We start from the raw sequence: 17,099 nt of genomic DNA, 5'->3' as shown, positions 1-17,099 counted from the left end.
ACATACAACTGTTGATTTGTAGGGGCGAACAGTGTTCGTCCACCTTTTAAAAACTTTCAACCAAAAGACCGCTCATCATAGGGCGGTCTTTTTTTCATATAAAAAAATCATCGCCGCAGGCGATACCATAATTCCTCACTCCTCACTCCTAATTCCTCATTGACAACAACGTTTCGATTGACACAAAACTCCACCTGTGATATAATTTTCTTGTAAAACACATAACGCAAATATGGAGATCATAAAATGAATAACGATACAATAAAACTTATACGGAAAACCTCAAACGTAAACTCACTTATGGTGATAATTTTCTATATGCTTGATATCGCACTTATAAGACTTGGCGACTTGTCGGTGTACCATATCGCAGGAAAGTCAGCCTACTATGAGGATATCGCTCAGCTTGTGAGCTACTGCATACAGTATCTCGTGGTTGTGCCAATAGTTCTTGTCGTATTCAGACTTGTGAGTGGCAAAAAAGAGGGGCTTAAAATAACAGCCTGTTTCAGAAAGCCCTCAATGCCTGCAAAATGGGTCGCAAAATGGATCGTCATATCATTCGGTCTTATCTATGCCTCAAATTATATCAACACATTTATTTTCTCATATGTGCAGAAAGCTTCGGGAACGAGCCTTAAAGGCGTTGACTTCACTTCAAGCGGCACTGCCCTGGGCGGCGTAACGAGTGTGCTGGCAATGTCAGTGCTTGCACCGTTTTTTGAGGAGCTTATGTTCAGAGGTACGCTTTTCAGAAATGCTGAAAAATGCGGTCAGCTCACAGGCATTATAATGGTGGGGCTGACATTCGGTCTTTGGCATGGAAGCTATCAGCAGATACTCTATGCGGCTGTTATGGGAATGTGTGCCTGCTTTATGGTTGCAAAAACAGGATCTATCTTCCCGTCTTTGATACTTCACTTCACCATGAACACTATCGGAGCAGTCCAGAGCGTCGCACTTGGTTCGATAGACTTTGACAAGTTTGCCGCAGACCTTGAAAAAGGTCAGATCACAGGCACAGCACCAATGATAATAATTTCTGTCGCACTGCTTTCATTCGGACTTATGATAGCTGGTCTTGTACTTTTTGTAAAAGAGCTTAGATATCATCGTGAAAGTTTCAGGCTCATAAACTTCTGCCCTGACGTTTCACAAGGCAAAAAGATAGTCATCTATCTCACCGCACCTGTTACCATACTCGCCTTTGCCGGTCTTATCTTCATCACAGTCCGCACAGCTTTAGGTCTTGGGCTATTCTAAAATACGCATAAAAATAACGCAGACTTTTTACAGCCTGCGTTATTTTTATCAGGAGTTATTTATTATGATTTAAGGCTTGCGATCTTCTGGTTTAGTTCCTTGATCTCGGAATCTACAGTTGCAGAATACTTCTCACGAACCTGCGTCCATGTGGACTGTACACCCTCTTCATTAACATTTGAAGCATCACTGTAGAGTGCGTCAACCAGGCACTGGTTTCCGTCAAACTGCTTTCTGTCGCCGAGAGCGGAAGATATACCGTAAGCATAGTCGAAGAGCATAAGGTAATCGTCAGAAACAACGTCCATTTTCACATCATACATCTCGTCTGTCCAATTAGGGTTGTTCTCCATGAACTTGTCCTTGTTTGTCTGCTCATACTTAGGATCTGTCTTTGAAGCTCTTACGCACTCGAACCAGCACTTAACAGCTTCGCTTCTTGTTGAACCTTTTACCCACATGAAAGCTGTCATATCAGACGTTGTTATCTTCTGCTGATTATCGTCATACTGAGGAATAGGAACAACGCCCCAGTTCTCGCCCTCCTTTGGAGTTTGGTTGCCTGTGTAAGCCCACTCGCCCATTGCATAGAACAAGCAGTTCTGATTGAAGCAATCTCTTGCAGAGCCTACCCAGCCGTTGAGGATAAGTCCGTCCTTCATCATATTATAAAGGAAGTTCTGAGCCTTTTCGATATCAGGGTCGTTAAGATTGCTTGAAAACTCGTTTGTTGCAGGATCATAGTTTACAAGACGCTTGCCCGTCTGCTGAACAACGTGCGCTCTGAAGAAGCCGTTTACACCGTAACGCTCAGTATCAGCCGGTGCGTTGCCAACATATGAGGACATGATATCCTCCCAATTCTTCCAAGTCCACTCATTGTTTACATAAAGCTCATATGGATCGTCAAGACCCTCTGCGTCAATGATATCCTTATCATAGCAGAGCATAGCAGAAGCAGAATAGCCAAGAGGCGCAACATAGTGCTTTCCATTGAGCATGAACTGATCTGCTGTATCCTTTGTTGCAGACCACAAAGGCTGGCTGAAATCAACTATGCTGTCGATAGGCTGATACATATCCTTTACTACCTGTGAAGGGAATGCAAGCCACTCATACTTGAATATATCAGGAATATCCTTGTTAGCTGTGATAGCAGCAGCAAGATTATCAAACCTGTCCTCATTTGAAGTCTGCTGGAATCTTATCTTTCCGCCCTTGCTCTCAAAAAGCTGAAGCTCTGTGCTCTTCTCAGGACTGCCCTTAGTAGGGTTAAGGTCGCCCTCACCGAGATAAAGTATCTCTTTTTCAGCACCCTCAGGGATAGCCTCGATAGATTCCGTGTCAGCTACCGCAACGTTCTCTGTTGCAGAAAAATCGTCCTCCGCCTTGCTTGAAGAGTTTGATGAGCTTCCGCAACCCGCTACTCCTGTTGCCATTGACAAAGCCATTACAGCCGCTATGTACTTTTTGTAATTCATAAAATATTCCTCCATAATTAAATATTTTAGCATCAAAGCTGTCCGTGTGTAGTTGATGAGTTCATATATTAAATCTTGCTATAATTATACAACACATATAAAGCTATTGTCAATCACCATTATAGCACAATTATCAGCAATTTCATTGTACACTTTGCACAATGAAATCCATGTGTATTGTTAAAACACAATATTACAATCAATATCGTATAAAATATGCATATAAAGTTCAAATATTTAATGTGCAGTTTGAAAGCCTTTTGTAGAAAACATTAACACAGGCGGTAAAAAATGCACCGTATTTATGCAGTTCGTAAAACTTTTTTCATGTAATCGTTTGATGTTTTCAGAGGTACTTGTAATTGTCGGAGCATTATAGTATACTTGTTTAAGAAGATTTTTTACCGAAAGGAAATTGCTTGATATGACAGATTTTGAAAGAAACAAAGCAAGGGTGACAGCCAAATATGAGGCTCTCATCAACAGAAAAAACATTGTGTCAGACAGCTACAACGGAATTTATGACAGATACGTTTACCCTGTTCTGACAGCCGCACACGCACCTATTATCTGGAAATATGACATGAACCCTGAAACAAATCCATACTTCATGGAGAGATTGGGCATAAACGCAGTACTGAACTCAGGCGCTATTTATCTCAACGGCAAGTATTACCTTGTTGCAAGAGTTGAGGGCAATGACAGAAAGTCATTTTTTGCAGTAGCAGAAAGCGACAGCCCTGTTGACGGCTTCCGTTTCTGGGACTTCCCTGTTCAGCTTCCTGACACTGAACCGGAGGAAACAAACGTATACGATATGAGACTTACTCAACATGAGGACGGCTGGATATACGGTGTATTCTGCTCAGAGAGCAAGGACAAGACTTCAAACGATCTTTCTGCCGCTACAGCTCAGGCTGGAATCGTAAGGACAAAGGATCTTAAGACATGGGAAAGACTTCCTAATCTCAAATCCAAGTCACCACAGCAGAGAAACGTTGTGCTTCACCCTGAGTTCGTTGACGGAAAGTACGCTTTCTACACACGTCCACAGGACGATTTTATCGAAACCGGCTCAGGCGGAGGAGTATGCTTCGGTCTTTGCGAAGACATCACAAACCCTGTTATCTGCACAGATGAAGTTGTTATCTCACCAAGGCAGTATCACACAATCACAGAGGTAAAGAACGGTGCAGGCGCAGTGCCTATCAAGACACCAAAGGGTTGGATACACATTGCACACGGCGTAAGAAACACAGCCGCAGGTCTTAGATACGTAATTTATGTATTTGCAACTGACCTTAAAGACCCTTCCAAGCTAATCGCTTCGCCGTCAGGACTTTTCATTGCACCACACGGCAGTGAAAGAGTGGGCGACGTATCAAACGTTGCATTCACAAACGGCGCGATCGTTCGTGAAAACGGTGACGTGTATATTTACTACGCTTCATCAGACACAAGACTTCACGTTGCGGCAACAACGATCGACAAGCTTATGGATTACACATTCAACACTCCGTCAGACCCACTGCGTTCTGTTGACTGCGTCAAGCAGAGATGCGAGCTTATCAAAAAAAATCTCGAATATCTTAACAAGTAACATATCAAACACAAACAGACGGCTTCTGCTGTCTGTTTTTTTGTACACTAAAACTTCCTTTAAGTCTGCCATATCCGTGCATAAATATTGCACTACCCATGTAGGGGACGTCGTCCTCGACGTCCCCTGGTTGTTTGCCCGACGAACTATACGTTATCCGCATGGCATGTCTACACAAATCTGTGACAAAGCCAAAACTTTGACGCTACCAGAAACGGGACGTCGAAGGCGCCGTCCCCTACAATTATGCTATGGTTTGTCTGCCGCAAAACTGCTGAATCCCTTTACCGCAACTTTTTTTATATACCCTCTTGCAATCGTCCACAATCTATGGTATAATTAATTAATAAAAGCACAATATATGCAATATCACGCACAAAATTTTCTCTTAACTAAGGAGTGTTTATAATGAGATGTCCTTTTTGCAACTATGAAGATACAAGAGTAATAGATTCACGTCCAAGCGAGGGAAAAAAGCGTCGCCGCCGTGAGTGTCCGAAATGTGGAAAGCGTTTCACTACTTACGAGGTGGTCGAAAAGCCACAGCTTATGGTATACAAGCGTGACGGCTCATTTGAGCCTTTTGACAGACAGAAGCTTATAAAAGGCATTCAGAACGCTATCAAAAAGCGTCCTGTCAGTGTTGATGATATGAAAAACCTTGTTGACGATATAGAGAACACCTTTGCAAACAAAATGCAGACTGAAACTACTACAAGTGAGATAGGCGATATGGTGCTTATGGGTCTGAAAAAGCTTGACCACGTTGCATATGTGCGTTTTGCTTCCGTTTACAAAGACTTCTCTGACGTTGATTCGTTCATTCAGATAATCACTGAGCTTTCTGACAAAAAGAAATAAAAAAAGAGCGTTCCGATATTTTTCGGGACGCTCAGCCTGTCGCAAAACCCCTAGATTCATCTCGAATCAGGGGTTTTGCTTTTATGCAATCAATAAACCAACAATAAATGTAATCATTTTTCGTAAAAAGTGTCAAAACAAAGCGATCTACACTCCGTGGAGAGATTCATATTGTAAAAGATCTGGTTGAATCTGTTCCGAGCAATATAAAACAGCAAGTAAAAAAATGAAATTTGGTCAAAAGAGCCAGCCTGCTCTAACTGAATACACGTTTCACATATATAGGACAGAACTCGGGTGAAATTTGCACTCGTTTACAAAAGATTCAAAAAGAATCTGCAAGCTGCATGATCAGGCATAGGCGATATATTGCCCTGTCCGTTAAAATGACAATGGGCAGCATAGTGATGATCTTACGCCTGTGATCGACACCAAACAGCCGAACCTGATGACAGATGTGCTGACTGCTCTCATTTTTAAGTATAACTGAAAAAATATCGCTGTGACGTATATTCCAAAATCAGAATTATCTTTGCTTTCAGCTCTGGAAATTTCATATTTAAAATAGAGTTCTAACAGACATTATCTGTCTTATGAAAGCAGAAAGGACTCCGTAACCGTTTGGTTACTGAGTCCTTATTCTTCTTATTGTATTTTTCATACAGCAGTCTGTTGCCGAGAAGGAAATGACGGAGATGATTTTAGAAAGAGGATATTAGCACGCATAGTTAAAGTGACTTTTTATAATCATTACCACCACAAAAGTGGTGGGTTGCTCTGCTCCAAAAAGGAACTGTTACTGGCTTTGCCCCTCAAGAGACTCCGAGGGTTCAGCACCGCATTACATTCACTGGCAGCCCTTATATGTTAGGTGCTTAATTTCATTTGTTTATAACCTCGGTGTATTTTAATTTAGTAATGCAGTCGCCAAATTACTACTATTTTATCATATTCGGAGGTTATTTTAAAGCGTTCGCTAAAGCTTTTTTATGTCCCCGGTAGAACCGGACGTTTAATTACGCTAAAGCGCCCAAAAGAGCCCTCGAAAACGCTTTCAGGGCGTTTCCGAGAACCTGCGATCAGTGTTGATTTTTCTTTATCCTGAATACAGCAAACACTATAGCTGCCACAAGAGCCGCTGCCCCTCCGACTATCCCCAAGATAAGCGGGAGACTGCTTTTTCCCTCTCCCTTTTCGGCAGCGGAGGAAACAGCTTCTCTTGTATCAAGAGCTTCCTTATCCTTGGCAATTACCAGAAGCGATACCGTCCTTGGCTCCATTTCAAGAGTCAGGCTGCTGCCGTTCAGTGTCACAGCCGGGTTTGAATCGGTCATATCAAATAACTGTGCTGACATACTGTTTATCCCGTAAAGGTGAGCGTACTTGTACTCGTTTCCAAGCTCGATATTTGCGGTCGTTTTGTCGTCAAACGCCTTGTTTGTCACTACGAGGGTGATGACGTCCTCGTTATCTCCGTTAATTGCAGCATAGGCGGTCGAGGTCTCGATATCGTCCGTGGTACAGGACACAAGCGTATCGCCAAAGCCGCTTCCGCTGCCGTCATAGTTGGTGTACAGATTGATCGCGGCAAGCTGATACTGTGCGTCCATTGTAAACAGGTTGGCAGCATAGACCCCGTTCTGTGCAAAAATGCCGAGGGTGTCCGCCTCCATTATAGCACCGCAGACATCGTAAGCTCCCTGAAAATCATATTCAGTGATGGCAAGCTTTGTGCCGGGGTAATAGGTATCTATTGACTCCTTAAGTGCCGGAAGTATCGGCAGGAACTCTGCGCCTGCGTCGGTTATCCAGCTGTCCTCGGTGTAGGTATCGTCCCAGAAGCTTCGGGTCGAGTTCAGCTTATTGTAAACACAGTCGGGATCGCCATAATGCTCGCAATAGCGCTTTCCGCAGGCGCCCTTTGCCTCGGTGTAAAAATGCACATCGAGCACATCGAGCAGTCGCCTGCCGTTCTCGTCCTCTGCCTTCTTCATTTCGTCAAGATAGTAATCTATAAACCATTTGTACTCGGGGTTGTCGTTTTTTATCTCTTTCCAGTCAGGCGCATCAGCGAAATTCGTAAACGCCCCGTAGCCGAAAAGCGCAGGACCGAATATCTCGGCATTCGGGTCAATATCCTTTACTGCCTTAGACATAGTTACCGACTTTTCAACGATCTCAGCGCAGGTGGTTTTTTCGGGATGAACGAGTGAGTGAGTGCTGCTCCACAGCCCCGGCTCATTGTCGAGAGAATAGCCCCTGATGCCGCCGTTCTGTGAGTCGCCAAGGGTGTTCACAAGGTAGTTTACAAACTCGTCCATATAAACAGTGCCGTCATTCAGATCGGGCGTCAGGCTGAATTCATCGCCCTTTACAAGTTCAACCTTTTTCCAGCGGTCAGAGGGCGCTCTCTCAGCCTTGCTGACCTCGCCGTTCATGTCGGCAGAAACGTAGCCCGCAAGCTGCAGCGTCATAAGAGGGTATGCGCCCTTTGCGGTGCAGACCTCATTCAGCTTCAGAGCGGCACAGCCCGGCTTGTCCTTCATATCCTCCGGAACATTCTGCTGAAAATATCCGTCGGAGATGTTTTTCCAGTCAGCTCCTGCATTTGAAGCGTTCGTTTCCCAGTTGTAAGCGCTGTAGCGGTTGCCGCCCGCACGCACCGCCTTATAGGAAACGTCATTTTCCATAAGCTCCGCATTAACGCCGTAAATATAGGGAGAGATCGCTTTTCTGTCCTTGCCCGTATCAACGGTTATGTTCACTGTTCTGCCCGATGAAGTGCCGCTCACCGAAAGCGTGCAGCTGAGCATTATGGACATTGCTGCCATAAAAGCCGCAAGATTTCTTATTCGCATAGTATCACTGTCCTTTTTAATCAAGCTTCACAAACGCTGCCGAGCCTGCTTCGATAACGCAGCTGTTGCCGCTTATCTCTGCACCGCTCCCGAAGCTGTATATAACCTCTCCAAGTGAGCCGCCGACCGTCAGCTCATAGGCGGAATCGGTAGGGTTTACTGCAACGAGTATTCTCTCGCCGTCAAAGCTTCTGACATATGCAAGAGGTCTGCCCTTTGCGCCGTCGCAGACAAACTCGATATCTCCAAGGCTTTGCAGAGCTTTGTGCGCCTGTCTTACTGCAATTAGCTTTTTGACCTCGCTGCGCAGCGAATTATTGACGGCAATCTGCTTCTCCGCAGTCGGTCTGTCGGGGTCGGGGTCAAGGGGGATATAGAGCTTCTCTGCCGGAGCGGAAGAAAATCCTGCATTCTCCGAGCTGTCCCACTGCATAGGTGAGCGCGAGCCGGTCCTGCCGTAACCGCCCTCAACAGAGTTCAGCCCCTCAACGTAATTCATGCCGATCTCATCGCCGTAGTAGATGTAGGGTGCTCCCGGCATCGACAGCAGGAAGGCAAAGGCAAGCTTTCTGCGCTCTCCTTTGATGTGACGGGCGAGTCTGTCCATATCGTGATTGCCCGAGGGTATGCAAATCAGTCCCTTACGCTCCGAACGCTCATAGCTGTCCATATATTTGGACACAAACGCCGATGCGTCACCCTCTCCGCTGAAGAAGGGCTTTTCATTTCTGAACAGGTCGTTGTAGTGGGAAGACCCGAAGTGCAGCAGGAAGTCCATATGAAAGCCACCTGCAAGACTCTGGTAAGGCTCTCCCCACTCGGAGACCATTGCGGCCTCGGGGTATTCCTCGTCAAGAAATGCCCTTATGTTCTGCCAGAGGGCGATGTTGCCCTTCTGATCCTCATCGTTTTTGACAAGTGAACCTGCCATGTCCACACGAAAGCCGTCACAGCCCCGTGAAAGCCAGAAGCGCATGACGTCCTTGAGCGCCTCCCGGGTAGCTACAGCGCCCTCGGAATCCATAGACTGCTGCCAAGGAGCGTTCGGCTTGTAGAAGCCGTAATTAAGAGCAGGCTGGTGGGTGAAGAAATTGACCGCACAGCTGCCGTCACGTTCGGATATGCCCCTTATTGACGGGTAGCCCGCAGGCTCCTCCCAAACGCTGTCCGTCCAGACATAGCGGTCGGTGAACTCGTTGCGGTCGGCCTTCATGCTTTCTTTGAACCAGGGGTGCTCCCATGAGGTGTGCCCCGGCACGAGGTCAAGCAGAACGTGCATACCCAGCTTGTGAGCCTCCTCGAACAGACGGACGAGGTCGTCATTTGTGCCGTATCTGGGGGCTACCCTGCAATAGTCCGAAACATCGTAGCCTGCATCCAAAAAGGGCGATTCAAAGCAGGGGTTTATCCATATCGCCGTACAGCCCAGCTCCTTGATATAGGGCAGCTTTTCGGTGATGCCGTTTATATTTCCGATGCCGTCACCGTCCGTGTCCTTGAAGGACTGGGGATAGATCTCATAAAATACTGCGTCATCGAGCCAGTCAGGTCTTTTTGCCATAATAATTACCTCCGTATAAATATTCGTCAAGGGGTTGATTTGCTTGCTTCTGTATGATATAATACTACATATTGGAGAAAAAATCTACGCCGATAATATCATAAACCGATACTATAATACTTTTATGGTGATAATATGGAAAAAGCCGCATTAAAGGAACACCGCCGGCACAGCACAGCCGACAAGCCGTTTTCTTACTATATCTCGAATATTTCCGAATACTTTCCCAATGTTCCGCTGCACTGGCATAAGGAATTTGAGCTTAATGTCATTCTGGAGGGTAAGGGTGATTTTGTAACGGGCGATAAACACTTTACAGCTTACAAGGGCGATATTGTGCTGACGCCGCCTGACATGCTCCATGCTGTTTATCAGCATGATGACAAGAGATGTGTCTACGATACCCTTGATCTTGACGGCTCCATGCTGGGCAGCCGTGACAATGACCGTGCCGCAGACGCGTTTATCGCACCTCTCATTTCAGGAGCGTACAGTATAGAAACTCACATTACCCCCGAGCATTGCTATTACAGCGAGCTTCTAACCACGGCGGAAAATATGATAAGCGCTGCCAAGGGTGACACGCCCCTTCTTGATATGCTGATAAAAAGCGAGCTGCTGCGGTTCATGTTCCTGCTCTATGAGAGCGGCAGCATTTCAAGGAACGGTTTTGTAAAAAAAAGCTCACTGATGCGCCCCGCGATAGAGTACATCAATGAGCATTTTACTGAACCCCTCACCATAGACCAGCTTGCGGGCGTTGTTCACCTGAGCAAAAGCTATTTCATGGGTGCATTCAAGAGGGAAACCGGCGTCGGAGCAATGGAATATATAGCCCAGCTGCGCCTGAAGCTTGCAAGAGAGCTTTTGAGAGACACCGACAAAAGCGTTGCAGATATAGCTTTTGAATGCGGATATCATAACCTCTCGAACTTCAACAGGCAGTTCAGATCCGCCGGCGGCTGCTCTCCCAAGGAGTACCGCTCACGCTGCACAGACTCAGATCAGACAGTACAGAATGATTGAAAGGTTATCATTAAGCTGTACAGCCGTGTTTTCACTGTAGGTTTGTCAGACCGCTGCGGCATGAAAAGCTGGCTGCACGAAAAGGCTCAGAATGCCGCCCCTGACGATACTGCAATGGTACTTAGAACAGATATGGGCGGCTTGAAGGCGATAAATGACACCTTTGGCCATGCTGAAGGAGACTATGGGATCAGAACCGTCTCGAATGTTGTTCAGAGCATTGCCAGTAATGAAGAGATATGTGTACGCACAGGCGGTGATGAGTTTTGTCTTATAGGGATAGGAAAATACGCTGATGATGAACCGCAAAGACGGACAGAACGCTTTTTAAGAACACTCGAAGCTGTGGGCCGAAGTTCCGACAAGCCCTACGAGATAACAGCGAGCATAGGGTGGGCAAGTGCTCCTTACAGTGAAAATGTTGTAAGCGAGCTGCTCAAGACCGCTGATGAGCGAATGTATGAAAATAAGCTGATGAGAAAGAAAAACAGGATATGACATACAGTCATATCACTGCTTAGGGGTAAAAAATCTGATATCATTTGCGTACTTATAATACCTACCTTAGCTGCCGAATACACTCAGACACGGATAACCGTCCTGCTTCAGACGGCTATCCGTGTCTTATTATTACAGCTTTTCCAAATAGAAAATTCAGCCCTCAAAAGTTGGATCGCCGACCCCTCCGTGATATTATTTCTTGAATTTGCTGCTTATCTCGGCAAACTGTGATGCGATCTTACTCCTGCGCTCTTGCAGCTTCATCGACCTCTGCTGCTACCTCAGCCGCATCGCTCCAGTCCACAGCACTGCCGATCAAGGCACCATAGCCGCCCATGATCATCATTCCAAGCGGTCCGCCTGCGATACTGAGGAGGAAACCGATAAGACCACCGACAGCGGTATCATTCGATGTTTGCGCACCCGTGTCGAAGCCGTCAAGTGTCTTGATCGAGCCCTCGGTATTCTTTGCGATGATAGCCTGAGATACGACATAATCATTTGTCACTGACCTTGCTTTAAGCTCTGAAAGCGCTTGAAAGCCCTCGCTTTCAACGCAAAATTTACGATAATGATGTTTTCCATAAAATATCCTCCTTGTTAAAACTAAAATCGCCTTTGCACCGCAACTGATCGTAAGCATTACGTTCATTCGGCTTACTATCATCATAGCACAAAAGCGATAAATTTACCACTACAGAAATGCAAAAAGTGTTCGGACTTTAGAGTATCTCAACAATATTATCCATGACCTCAAAGATGATCTCTTTCAGGTCTTTGGTGCTGACCTTGTCCGGTGAGGACAGCCAGAAAGGTGTATGCACCGTTTACAGCTGAAGCCACCATTTCAGCGATAAGGACATAGTTTTTTATTGTGACCTTTTCGGGATAACGCAGTTTGAATTTGAGCTTGGTACAGCTTTTCCATTTTTCAATAAAGCATAGATCCGGCTGAGTTATCATAAAAGCATGAAAGACGCTCCAATGCTCCTTGAGTAAAAGCTCTATATCTTCAAGAGCTTTATCCATATCTGCCATTGACAAAGGTCTGTTCAAATTTCCGCCGACAACATTCATAAGTCCACGGATCAGCTCATCCTAGATCTCAGCTCTTACCCTCCTCGATGTCCGTCATCATTGCTTTGAATCCGTCACGCTCGAAAGTTGTTCCCAAAACCACGTCATCGACATAGTAAACGGTATTACTAAAACCATTATCCGCTGCATACATCTTGAGGATAGCCATTGACGGATTTTGAAATCTTTGGTATAGTGAATATGGGGAATCGCAGGAGCGACGATGAGAGGGAACCAGAAGAAGTCGCACAGCGACTTTCACATGATACAAGGCTTGGCAGAGGGCGCTGCCACTACGATCCCGAATTGAGAAAAACAGAAAAAGGAAAACTGAAAAGATCAAAAACGAGAACAAGCGTGATCTGTACCTGAAATGTCTTTTTGACGCTTTTTTACTACCTTTGGTTCAAATGCCTTTGCTGTCTTAATATCATACATCTAAAAAATCAACCTCCTGTGTTATTTCTATTTTACCGCAGCTTGCTGACTTTTTACAGCTTTTTCAGAGTGGCGATCTTGGCCGCTTTTGTTATGCAGGTTTAAGTCGGCATCCGACAGAAGTAAAATGTTAGAGAACCTTGTTGCACGGTGTATGAAAACATGATATACTTAATTTGGAAACGGATAATATTCTGAAATGGAGATAGGAAGGGAGTGACTGTATGCTGCCGATATATATGGCATTGATCGATGATGAGGAAGATAAAAGCGATTTTGAAAATATAGTAAATAAATATGAACGAAAATGAAAATTTCTGCAAAGCGATCGAACAAGCAGTTGTGCTGCCATGTGCAAAAGAAATGCAGCTGATATCTGATGAAAAATGTGATTTTTCATCAGCATACAGAAGAAGGATCCGCAGATTGACCAAAGATCAAGATAAAACACCCCATTCATTGATAAAGACGACCTTGCAAAAGATGATATTCATAATTGCCGCAGTGCTTATGATCGGATCGATAACAGTAGCTGCTGTTCCGCCGTTAAGAGAATGGTTTGTTGGTTTGTTTACAAGCAGCAATGATAATAATACTGATGTCTGGAATGTACATGTGGATATTCCTGCCGATGATCTTACAGATGCGTTTGTGTATTGTGAGCCAACATATATCCCGAATGGATTTGCTGAACAGGGCCGAACTCAAGAAGAAACTATGCTTATCATTGATTATTCTTCTAATAATGAATTTATCGAGTACACTCAAAGCAGTATATTAACGAATAATCAGATAGATACGCAAAACAGGACAACTGAAAAGGTATCGATAAATGACAATGACGCTCTGCTGTCTTACGATGCCTATACATCAACTATTGTATGGACTGATGGCAGATATTCTTATACAATAACCGGAGATTTGTGCAAAAGTGACATAATTAAGATGGCTGATTCGGTAAACTCTACATAATAAAATATTTTTCTGAAAAAGTGTGTACATATTCACTCAAGCTTGTATTTTACTATATGAGGAGGTAAAATCTTGAGGATAGGAGTGCACATTTTTTATGCAATAACAATAAAAACAAGTACGTGCAATTATGGAAACATACAAACTTTTATTTTGCAACCAGCCATTTTTATCGTTTTTTCAGTTTATATAATTGAAAGCTGCTGATTCCAATGAAGATATGAATATTTATTATGCACAATTCTCCGTTGCAATAATTGTGTGATATGATGAAGTTAAATTACTCTGCAACAAAACTTAAAGAAAATTACACTTACATTGAGAAAGGACGTTTAATATGAAAAAGATCGTTAAGAGAATCGCAGCTATGGGTGCTGCTGTTATGATGATGAGCTCTATGGCTATTGGGGCTAGTGCGGCAGATAGTAAAGCATTTAGTCTTCGCAACACGCCGGGAGCACCTTCAAGCGATAACGTGACTTCAAAAACACTTAATTTTAAAACAACACAATCTGGTAAATACACTACATATACCAAATTGACTGCAAGTAAAAATACTACAGTTACGACCAAGGGTTATGTTTGGAAAAACAACACTTGGAATTTGATCACAACATCTACGGGTACACAGAAGACTACAGGCTCGTGGTATCAGATAATAGTTGGCATGAATGCTAAAAACGTTGTTTCTATAACTAAAAATGCTTCAAAAGCAACATCTGATTCTGGAAGTACTTCTGGTTATTAATATATGCACTTAAAATAACATATGAGCGACATATTGTCTGAAATTTATCAGCCGATAGTCGCTCATAATATTAGTAAAGGTCGTGAAATAATGAAAAAAAATTATGGCGTTGTTATATCTCTGCTTTTTCTTTTCCTTTTTGGTTGTTCATCTCAGGACAACAAATCCAATAACCACAGTACAGATGATGCAAGGCTTGAGCCTGTGGAACAGGCTTATGACGGCTGTGATAAGTTGCTTGGCAGCGATCACGGCAGTTTTAAGCTGCCAGAAAAGATAAGCAAAGTGGACTTTAATAAGGTATATTCTTTGTCCTGCAATACTTTGAAAAATGATGATATGACCAATGCTGAAAAGTTATTCAAGACTTTTTATGGTGACGATTTCGACGAAAGTGCACTTTCAACTGACAATGGCGGAATAGTTTATCAGGCTGGAATGAACACCTCTGCATACTGGGGTATGGATATTGCACTTTATTCCGCTGACTATGAGTTTCAAGAAAACAGTAGCGGACAGACTTATGTTGTGGGGCTTGACGAGGGCGGCATTACTTTGGGTGGCAAAGCCATTGATGTGACTGATATCGACAGTGGATTAAACAATTATCTTGCTGATTTTTATAAGGATTTTACGATCAATACCAAAGAGTTTTCGGTGAATGACACTGTGGGCAGAATTGATTTTGCGGCAAGTCTTGACTATGAAAATGTGCCTTTTCAGTATTCGCCCTCTGCATACAGTCGGGCAGACAACGAGAATAATATGAGTTACTGGACGTTTTTGCAGGTGACAGGCTCTATTGGGGCGGACGGCAAATTTGATTTTATCAACGCAAATGCGCCACTTAACATACTTGATAAGACGGAGAAAACTAAGATGATACCATTTGACGAGGCGGTGAAAATTCTTGAGACGGAGCTTGCAAAAGGGTCTTATTATGAGTTTTCAAATGTTGAGCTTATGTACTGCTGTCTTGCAAATCAGCCAGCATTGGATATGACCGAAGAGGACAATGTTGCTAAGGCTGAACAGTTGGCGGAGGAATACAACAAGACACCAAAAACCTTTGAGCCTATGTGGTGTTTCGAGATAAATGGCGGCGATGGCGCAAGCGAAGGCGCAAAGGAATATATCAAAGTCAATGCGCTGGACGGCGAGGTCTTTGTTGATGTTTCGTAGTTTCATAGTGCGGAGCTTTTGGGAGGAAAATCGGGCATAAAAAATCACAGCATTCGTTTGAGTGCTGTGAAAAATAAGTGTAGATAAACGGGAATTTAGGCTGTTGTACCCCAATTATAAAATATATAATTACTCTTAGTTTCTATTATAACAGTTATATCATTCCATCTCGGTTTAACAAGATATTCCGCTCTTATAAACGGCTCTAAAATTATGTTTACTGAATTATTCATATCAGAAAAGCGAGATCTCAAAAAATTCAATTCTATGTCTGGAACTGGCTCATAAATACGTTTTTTATAGATTTCATCATAGTTATCTGCAAATTCAGGATCTGTGTTCATAAATTCAAATACTGCATCAACAAAATGATCTAAAGACTGGTAGTTTTGTTTTGGTGCGATCACAAATTCAATGCCTTGTTCTCTATCGGCGCTTCTATTAAAACATAAGTTTCCAAAACTAATCGCAAACATTTTAACACCTCTAAATTCCGATCTGTCGAGCAGAAAGCTCAACATATTTTTCCCATTATACCATATCTACATAAATAAATCAACAAAAACCGAAAGGACAGTTGTATGAAAATAAACAAAAATACAGACAAAATCACAAAGCGGCTTTTTGGTATTGCTGTGATAGGCGGAATCATCTGTCTGACGGCTTGTGGAAATAGTAATAATAACAGCGGGAATAATTCATCTGCGGTGGTGGTATCGGCTGAGGAAAGCAGGGCTGGCAGCCTTTTGGAGAGCAGAGTGACATTGCAGGCTGAGGCTGTGGGTTATGATAACGGACAGCTCACCTTTGTTTATGACGGCAAGGAATACACGCTTGCAATGGACAGCGAGCTTTTTGAGCACGATGAAAAATATGTGAATGGAAAAAGCTTGTCGCAAGCCATAATAAACAATAACATTTGTGAGGACATTTCGGCGGAGATAGTAGCAAGCGAGGGCATAACCAAAATATACAGCTGTGATGTTGTAAGTCCTAACGGCGAAAAATACGCTTCGGGAATGTATGAGGATATCAAGGCGGACGTGCCTGCGGAGGAGTATGACTACAAGCTTTGCCACAAGAGCGGCTCTGTCTATGAGCTCAGCAATGCGAATAAGACTATCACGGCTGACTTCAACGATCTTGAGGAGTGGCAGAAAGGAAAATATCCCGAAAGTGCTGATGATGTTATGTTCGGCGGCTATCTTTTTACCGACGGCAAGTTTATTATTGAGGATATCAACTTACTTGTTGCGGTAAATGATGACGGCTCAAAGACGTATGAGCCGCTCACGACCAGTGACCTCCCCAGCTTTTTCGGCACAGTACAGACCATAGGCGACAACATGGCCGAAATTAAGCTCACAGACAAAAAGACAGTATGCACAGTGCCTACATATTATTGCGACGGTGAGCTTAACGAGGGGCTTGAAGTCATGGTGATACTCGACAGCTCCACAGATCTTTTCGGGAGCGGAAAGTCGGAGAGTTTTGATTACGCCGTTATCTGCACAGACCCTGCGGAGTATGA

The 17,099-nt window shown here is 43.9% G+C and carries 16 protein-coding genes and 1 pseudogene; 10 read left to right on the top strand and 7 right to left on the bottom strand.

All coding sequences use genetic code 11. The annotated features are described in order from the left end of the window. The first annotated feature begins 246 nt into the window (after positions 1-246). On the top strand, positions 247-1,263 hold the full coding sequence (locus DW938_RS07650) for a CPBP family intramembrane glutamic endopeptidase (protein ID WP_118124392.1): 1,017 nt from the start codon (positions 247-249) through the stop codon (positions 1,261-1,263). A gap of 62 nt (positions 1,264-1,325) precedes the next feature. Here DW938_RS07650 and DW938_RS07645 read toward each other — a convergent pair whose 3' ends face one another. Then, positions 1,326-2,744: an extracellular solute-binding protein gene (locus DW938_RS07645; protein ID WP_181982683.1), complete on the bottom strand. Its 1,419-nt coding sequence runs from the start codon at positions 2,742-2,744 to the stop codon at positions 1,326-1,328. 424 nt (positions 2,745-3,168) lie between these two features. On the opposite strand from DW938_RS07645, the gene DW938_RS07640 reads away from it, so the two are divergent. Beyond that, the gene (locus DW938_RS07640) at positions 3,169-4,344 is read left to right on the top strand and encodes a glycosidase (protein WP_117877916.1); all 1,176 of its coding nucleotides are present in this window, start codon (positions 3,169-3,171) and stop codon (positions 4,342-4,344) included. Positions 4,345-4,752: 408 nt separating this feature from the next. Beyond that, entirely contained in the window at positions 4,753-5,205 is a 453-nt protein-coding gene (nrdR, locus tag DW938_RS07635; protein ID WP_022288601.1) for a transcriptional regulator NrdR, read from the top strand. 1,079 nt (positions 5,206-6,284) lie between these two features. Here the strand turns inward: nrdR and DW938_RS07630 are convergent. Together DW938_RS07630 and DW938_RS07625 are read right to left on the bottom strand one after the other, a co-directional pair. Further along, positions 6,285-8,063 (bottom strand): glycoside hydrolase family 44 protein, encoded by a 1,779-nt coding sequence (locus DW938_RS07630; protein ID WP_118124390.1) that lies wholly within the window; start codon positions 8,061-8,063, stop codon positions 6,285-6,287. A 16-nt stretch (positions 8,064-8,079) separates the two neighbouring features. Beyond that, a complete protein-coding gene (locus DW938_RS07625; protein ID WP_118124389.1) occupies positions 8,080-9,624 on the bottom strand; it encodes an alpha-amylase family glycosyl hydrolase in 1,545 nt (514 codons plus the stop codon). 135 nt (positions 9,625-9,759) lie between these two features. Between DW938_RS07625 and DW938_RS07620 the strand changes: the two genes are divergently transcribed. Continuing rightward, positions 9,760-10,650 (top strand): AraC family transcriptional regulator, encoded by an 891-nt coding sequence (locus DW938_RS07620; RefSeq protein ID WP_118124388.1) that lies wholly within the window; start codon positions 9,760-9,762, stop codon positions 10,648-10,650. Between the two features lie 42 nt (positions 10,651-10,692). Continuing rightward, a complete protein-coding gene (locus DW938_RS07615; protein WP_278278284.1) occupies positions 10,693-11,148 on the top strand; it encodes a GGDEF domain-containing protein in 456 nt (151 codons plus the stop codon). 241 nt (positions 11,149-11,389) lie between these two features. On the opposite strand, the gene DW938_RS07610 is transcribed toward DW938_RS07615, so the two are convergent. From DW938_RS07610 to DW938_RS07600, 3 genes and pseudogenes are all read right to left on the bottom strand, one after another. Beyond that, positions 11,390-11,794, bottom strand: a complete 405-nt coding sequence (locus DW938_RS07610; protein ID WP_207660693.1) for a hypothetical protein — start codon at positions 11,792-11,794, stop codon at positions 11,390-11,392. Positions 11,795-11,904: 110 nt separating this feature from the next. Beyond that, positions 11,905-12,207, bottom strand: a complete 303-nt coding sequence (locus tag DW938_RS07605; protein ID WP_147338325.1) for a hypothetical protein — start codon at positions 12,205-12,207, stop codon at positions 11,905-11,907. A gap of 55 nt (positions 12,208-12,262) precedes the next feature. Then, positions 12,263-12,394, bottom strand: a pseudogene (locus tag DW938_RS07600) (resolvase); the annotation flags it as partial. 2 nt (positions 12,395-12,396) lie between these two features. Between DW938_RS07600 and DW938_RS14650 the strand changes: the two are divergent. The 4 genes from DW938_RS14650 (at position 12,397) to DW938_RS07585 (ending at position 15,568) form a co-directional block, all read left to right on the top strand. After that, positions 12,397-12,600 carry a hypothetical protein gene (locus DW938_RS14650; protein ID WP_147342165.1) on the top strand — a complete coding sequence of 68 codons (204 nt, stop codon included), beginning with the start codon at positions 12,397-12,399 and terminating at the stop codon, positions 12,598-12,600. A gap of 492 nt (positions 12,601-13,092) precedes the next feature. Further along, positions 13,093-13,638, top strand: a complete 546-nt coding sequence (locus DW938_RS07595) for a DUF4367 domain-containing protein (RefSeq protein WP_207660692.1) — start codon at positions 13,093-13,095, stop codon at positions 13,636-13,638. 337 nt (positions 13,639-13,975) lie between these two features. Then, the gene (locus DW938_RS07590) at positions 13,976-14,386 is read left to right on the top strand and encodes a hypothetical protein (protein WP_118124385.1); all 411 of its coding nucleotides are present in this window, start codon (positions 13,976-13,978) and stop codon (positions 14,384-14,386) included. A 90-nt stretch (positions 14,387-14,476) separates the two neighbouring features. Next, the gene (locus DW938_RS07585) at positions 14,477-15,568 is read left to right on the top strand and encodes a hypothetical protein (protein WP_118124384.1); all 1,092 of its coding nucleotides are present in this window, start codon (positions 14,477-14,479) and stop codon (positions 15,566-15,568) included. Positions 15,569-15,663: 95 nt separating this feature from the next. On the opposite strand, the gene DW938_RS07580 is transcribed toward DW938_RS07585, so the two are convergent. Further along, on the bottom strand, positions 15,664-16,044 hold the full coding sequence (locus DW938_RS07580; RefSeq protein ID WP_117928528.1) for a hypothetical protein: 381 nt from the start codon (positions 16,042-16,044) through the stop codon (positions 15,664-15,666). Positions 16,045-16,149: 105 nt separating this feature from the next. Here DW938_RS07580 and DW938_RS07575 point away from each other — a divergent pair. Continuing rightward, on the top strand, positions 16,150-17,099 hold a 950-nt coding region (locus tag DW938_RS07575; RefSeq protein WP_147342367.1), incomplete at its 3' end, for a hypothetical protein.

Origin of the sequence: Ruminococcus sp. AM43-6, assembly GCF_003461785.1 — a bacterium.
Taxonomy (GTDB): Bacteria; Bacillota; Clostridia; order Oscillospirales; family Ruminococcaceae; genus Hominimerdicola; species Hominimerdicola aceti.
The sequence above is the reverse complement of the archived record's forward strand: the minus strand, read 5'-3'. Positions and strand labels throughout refer to the sequence as shown.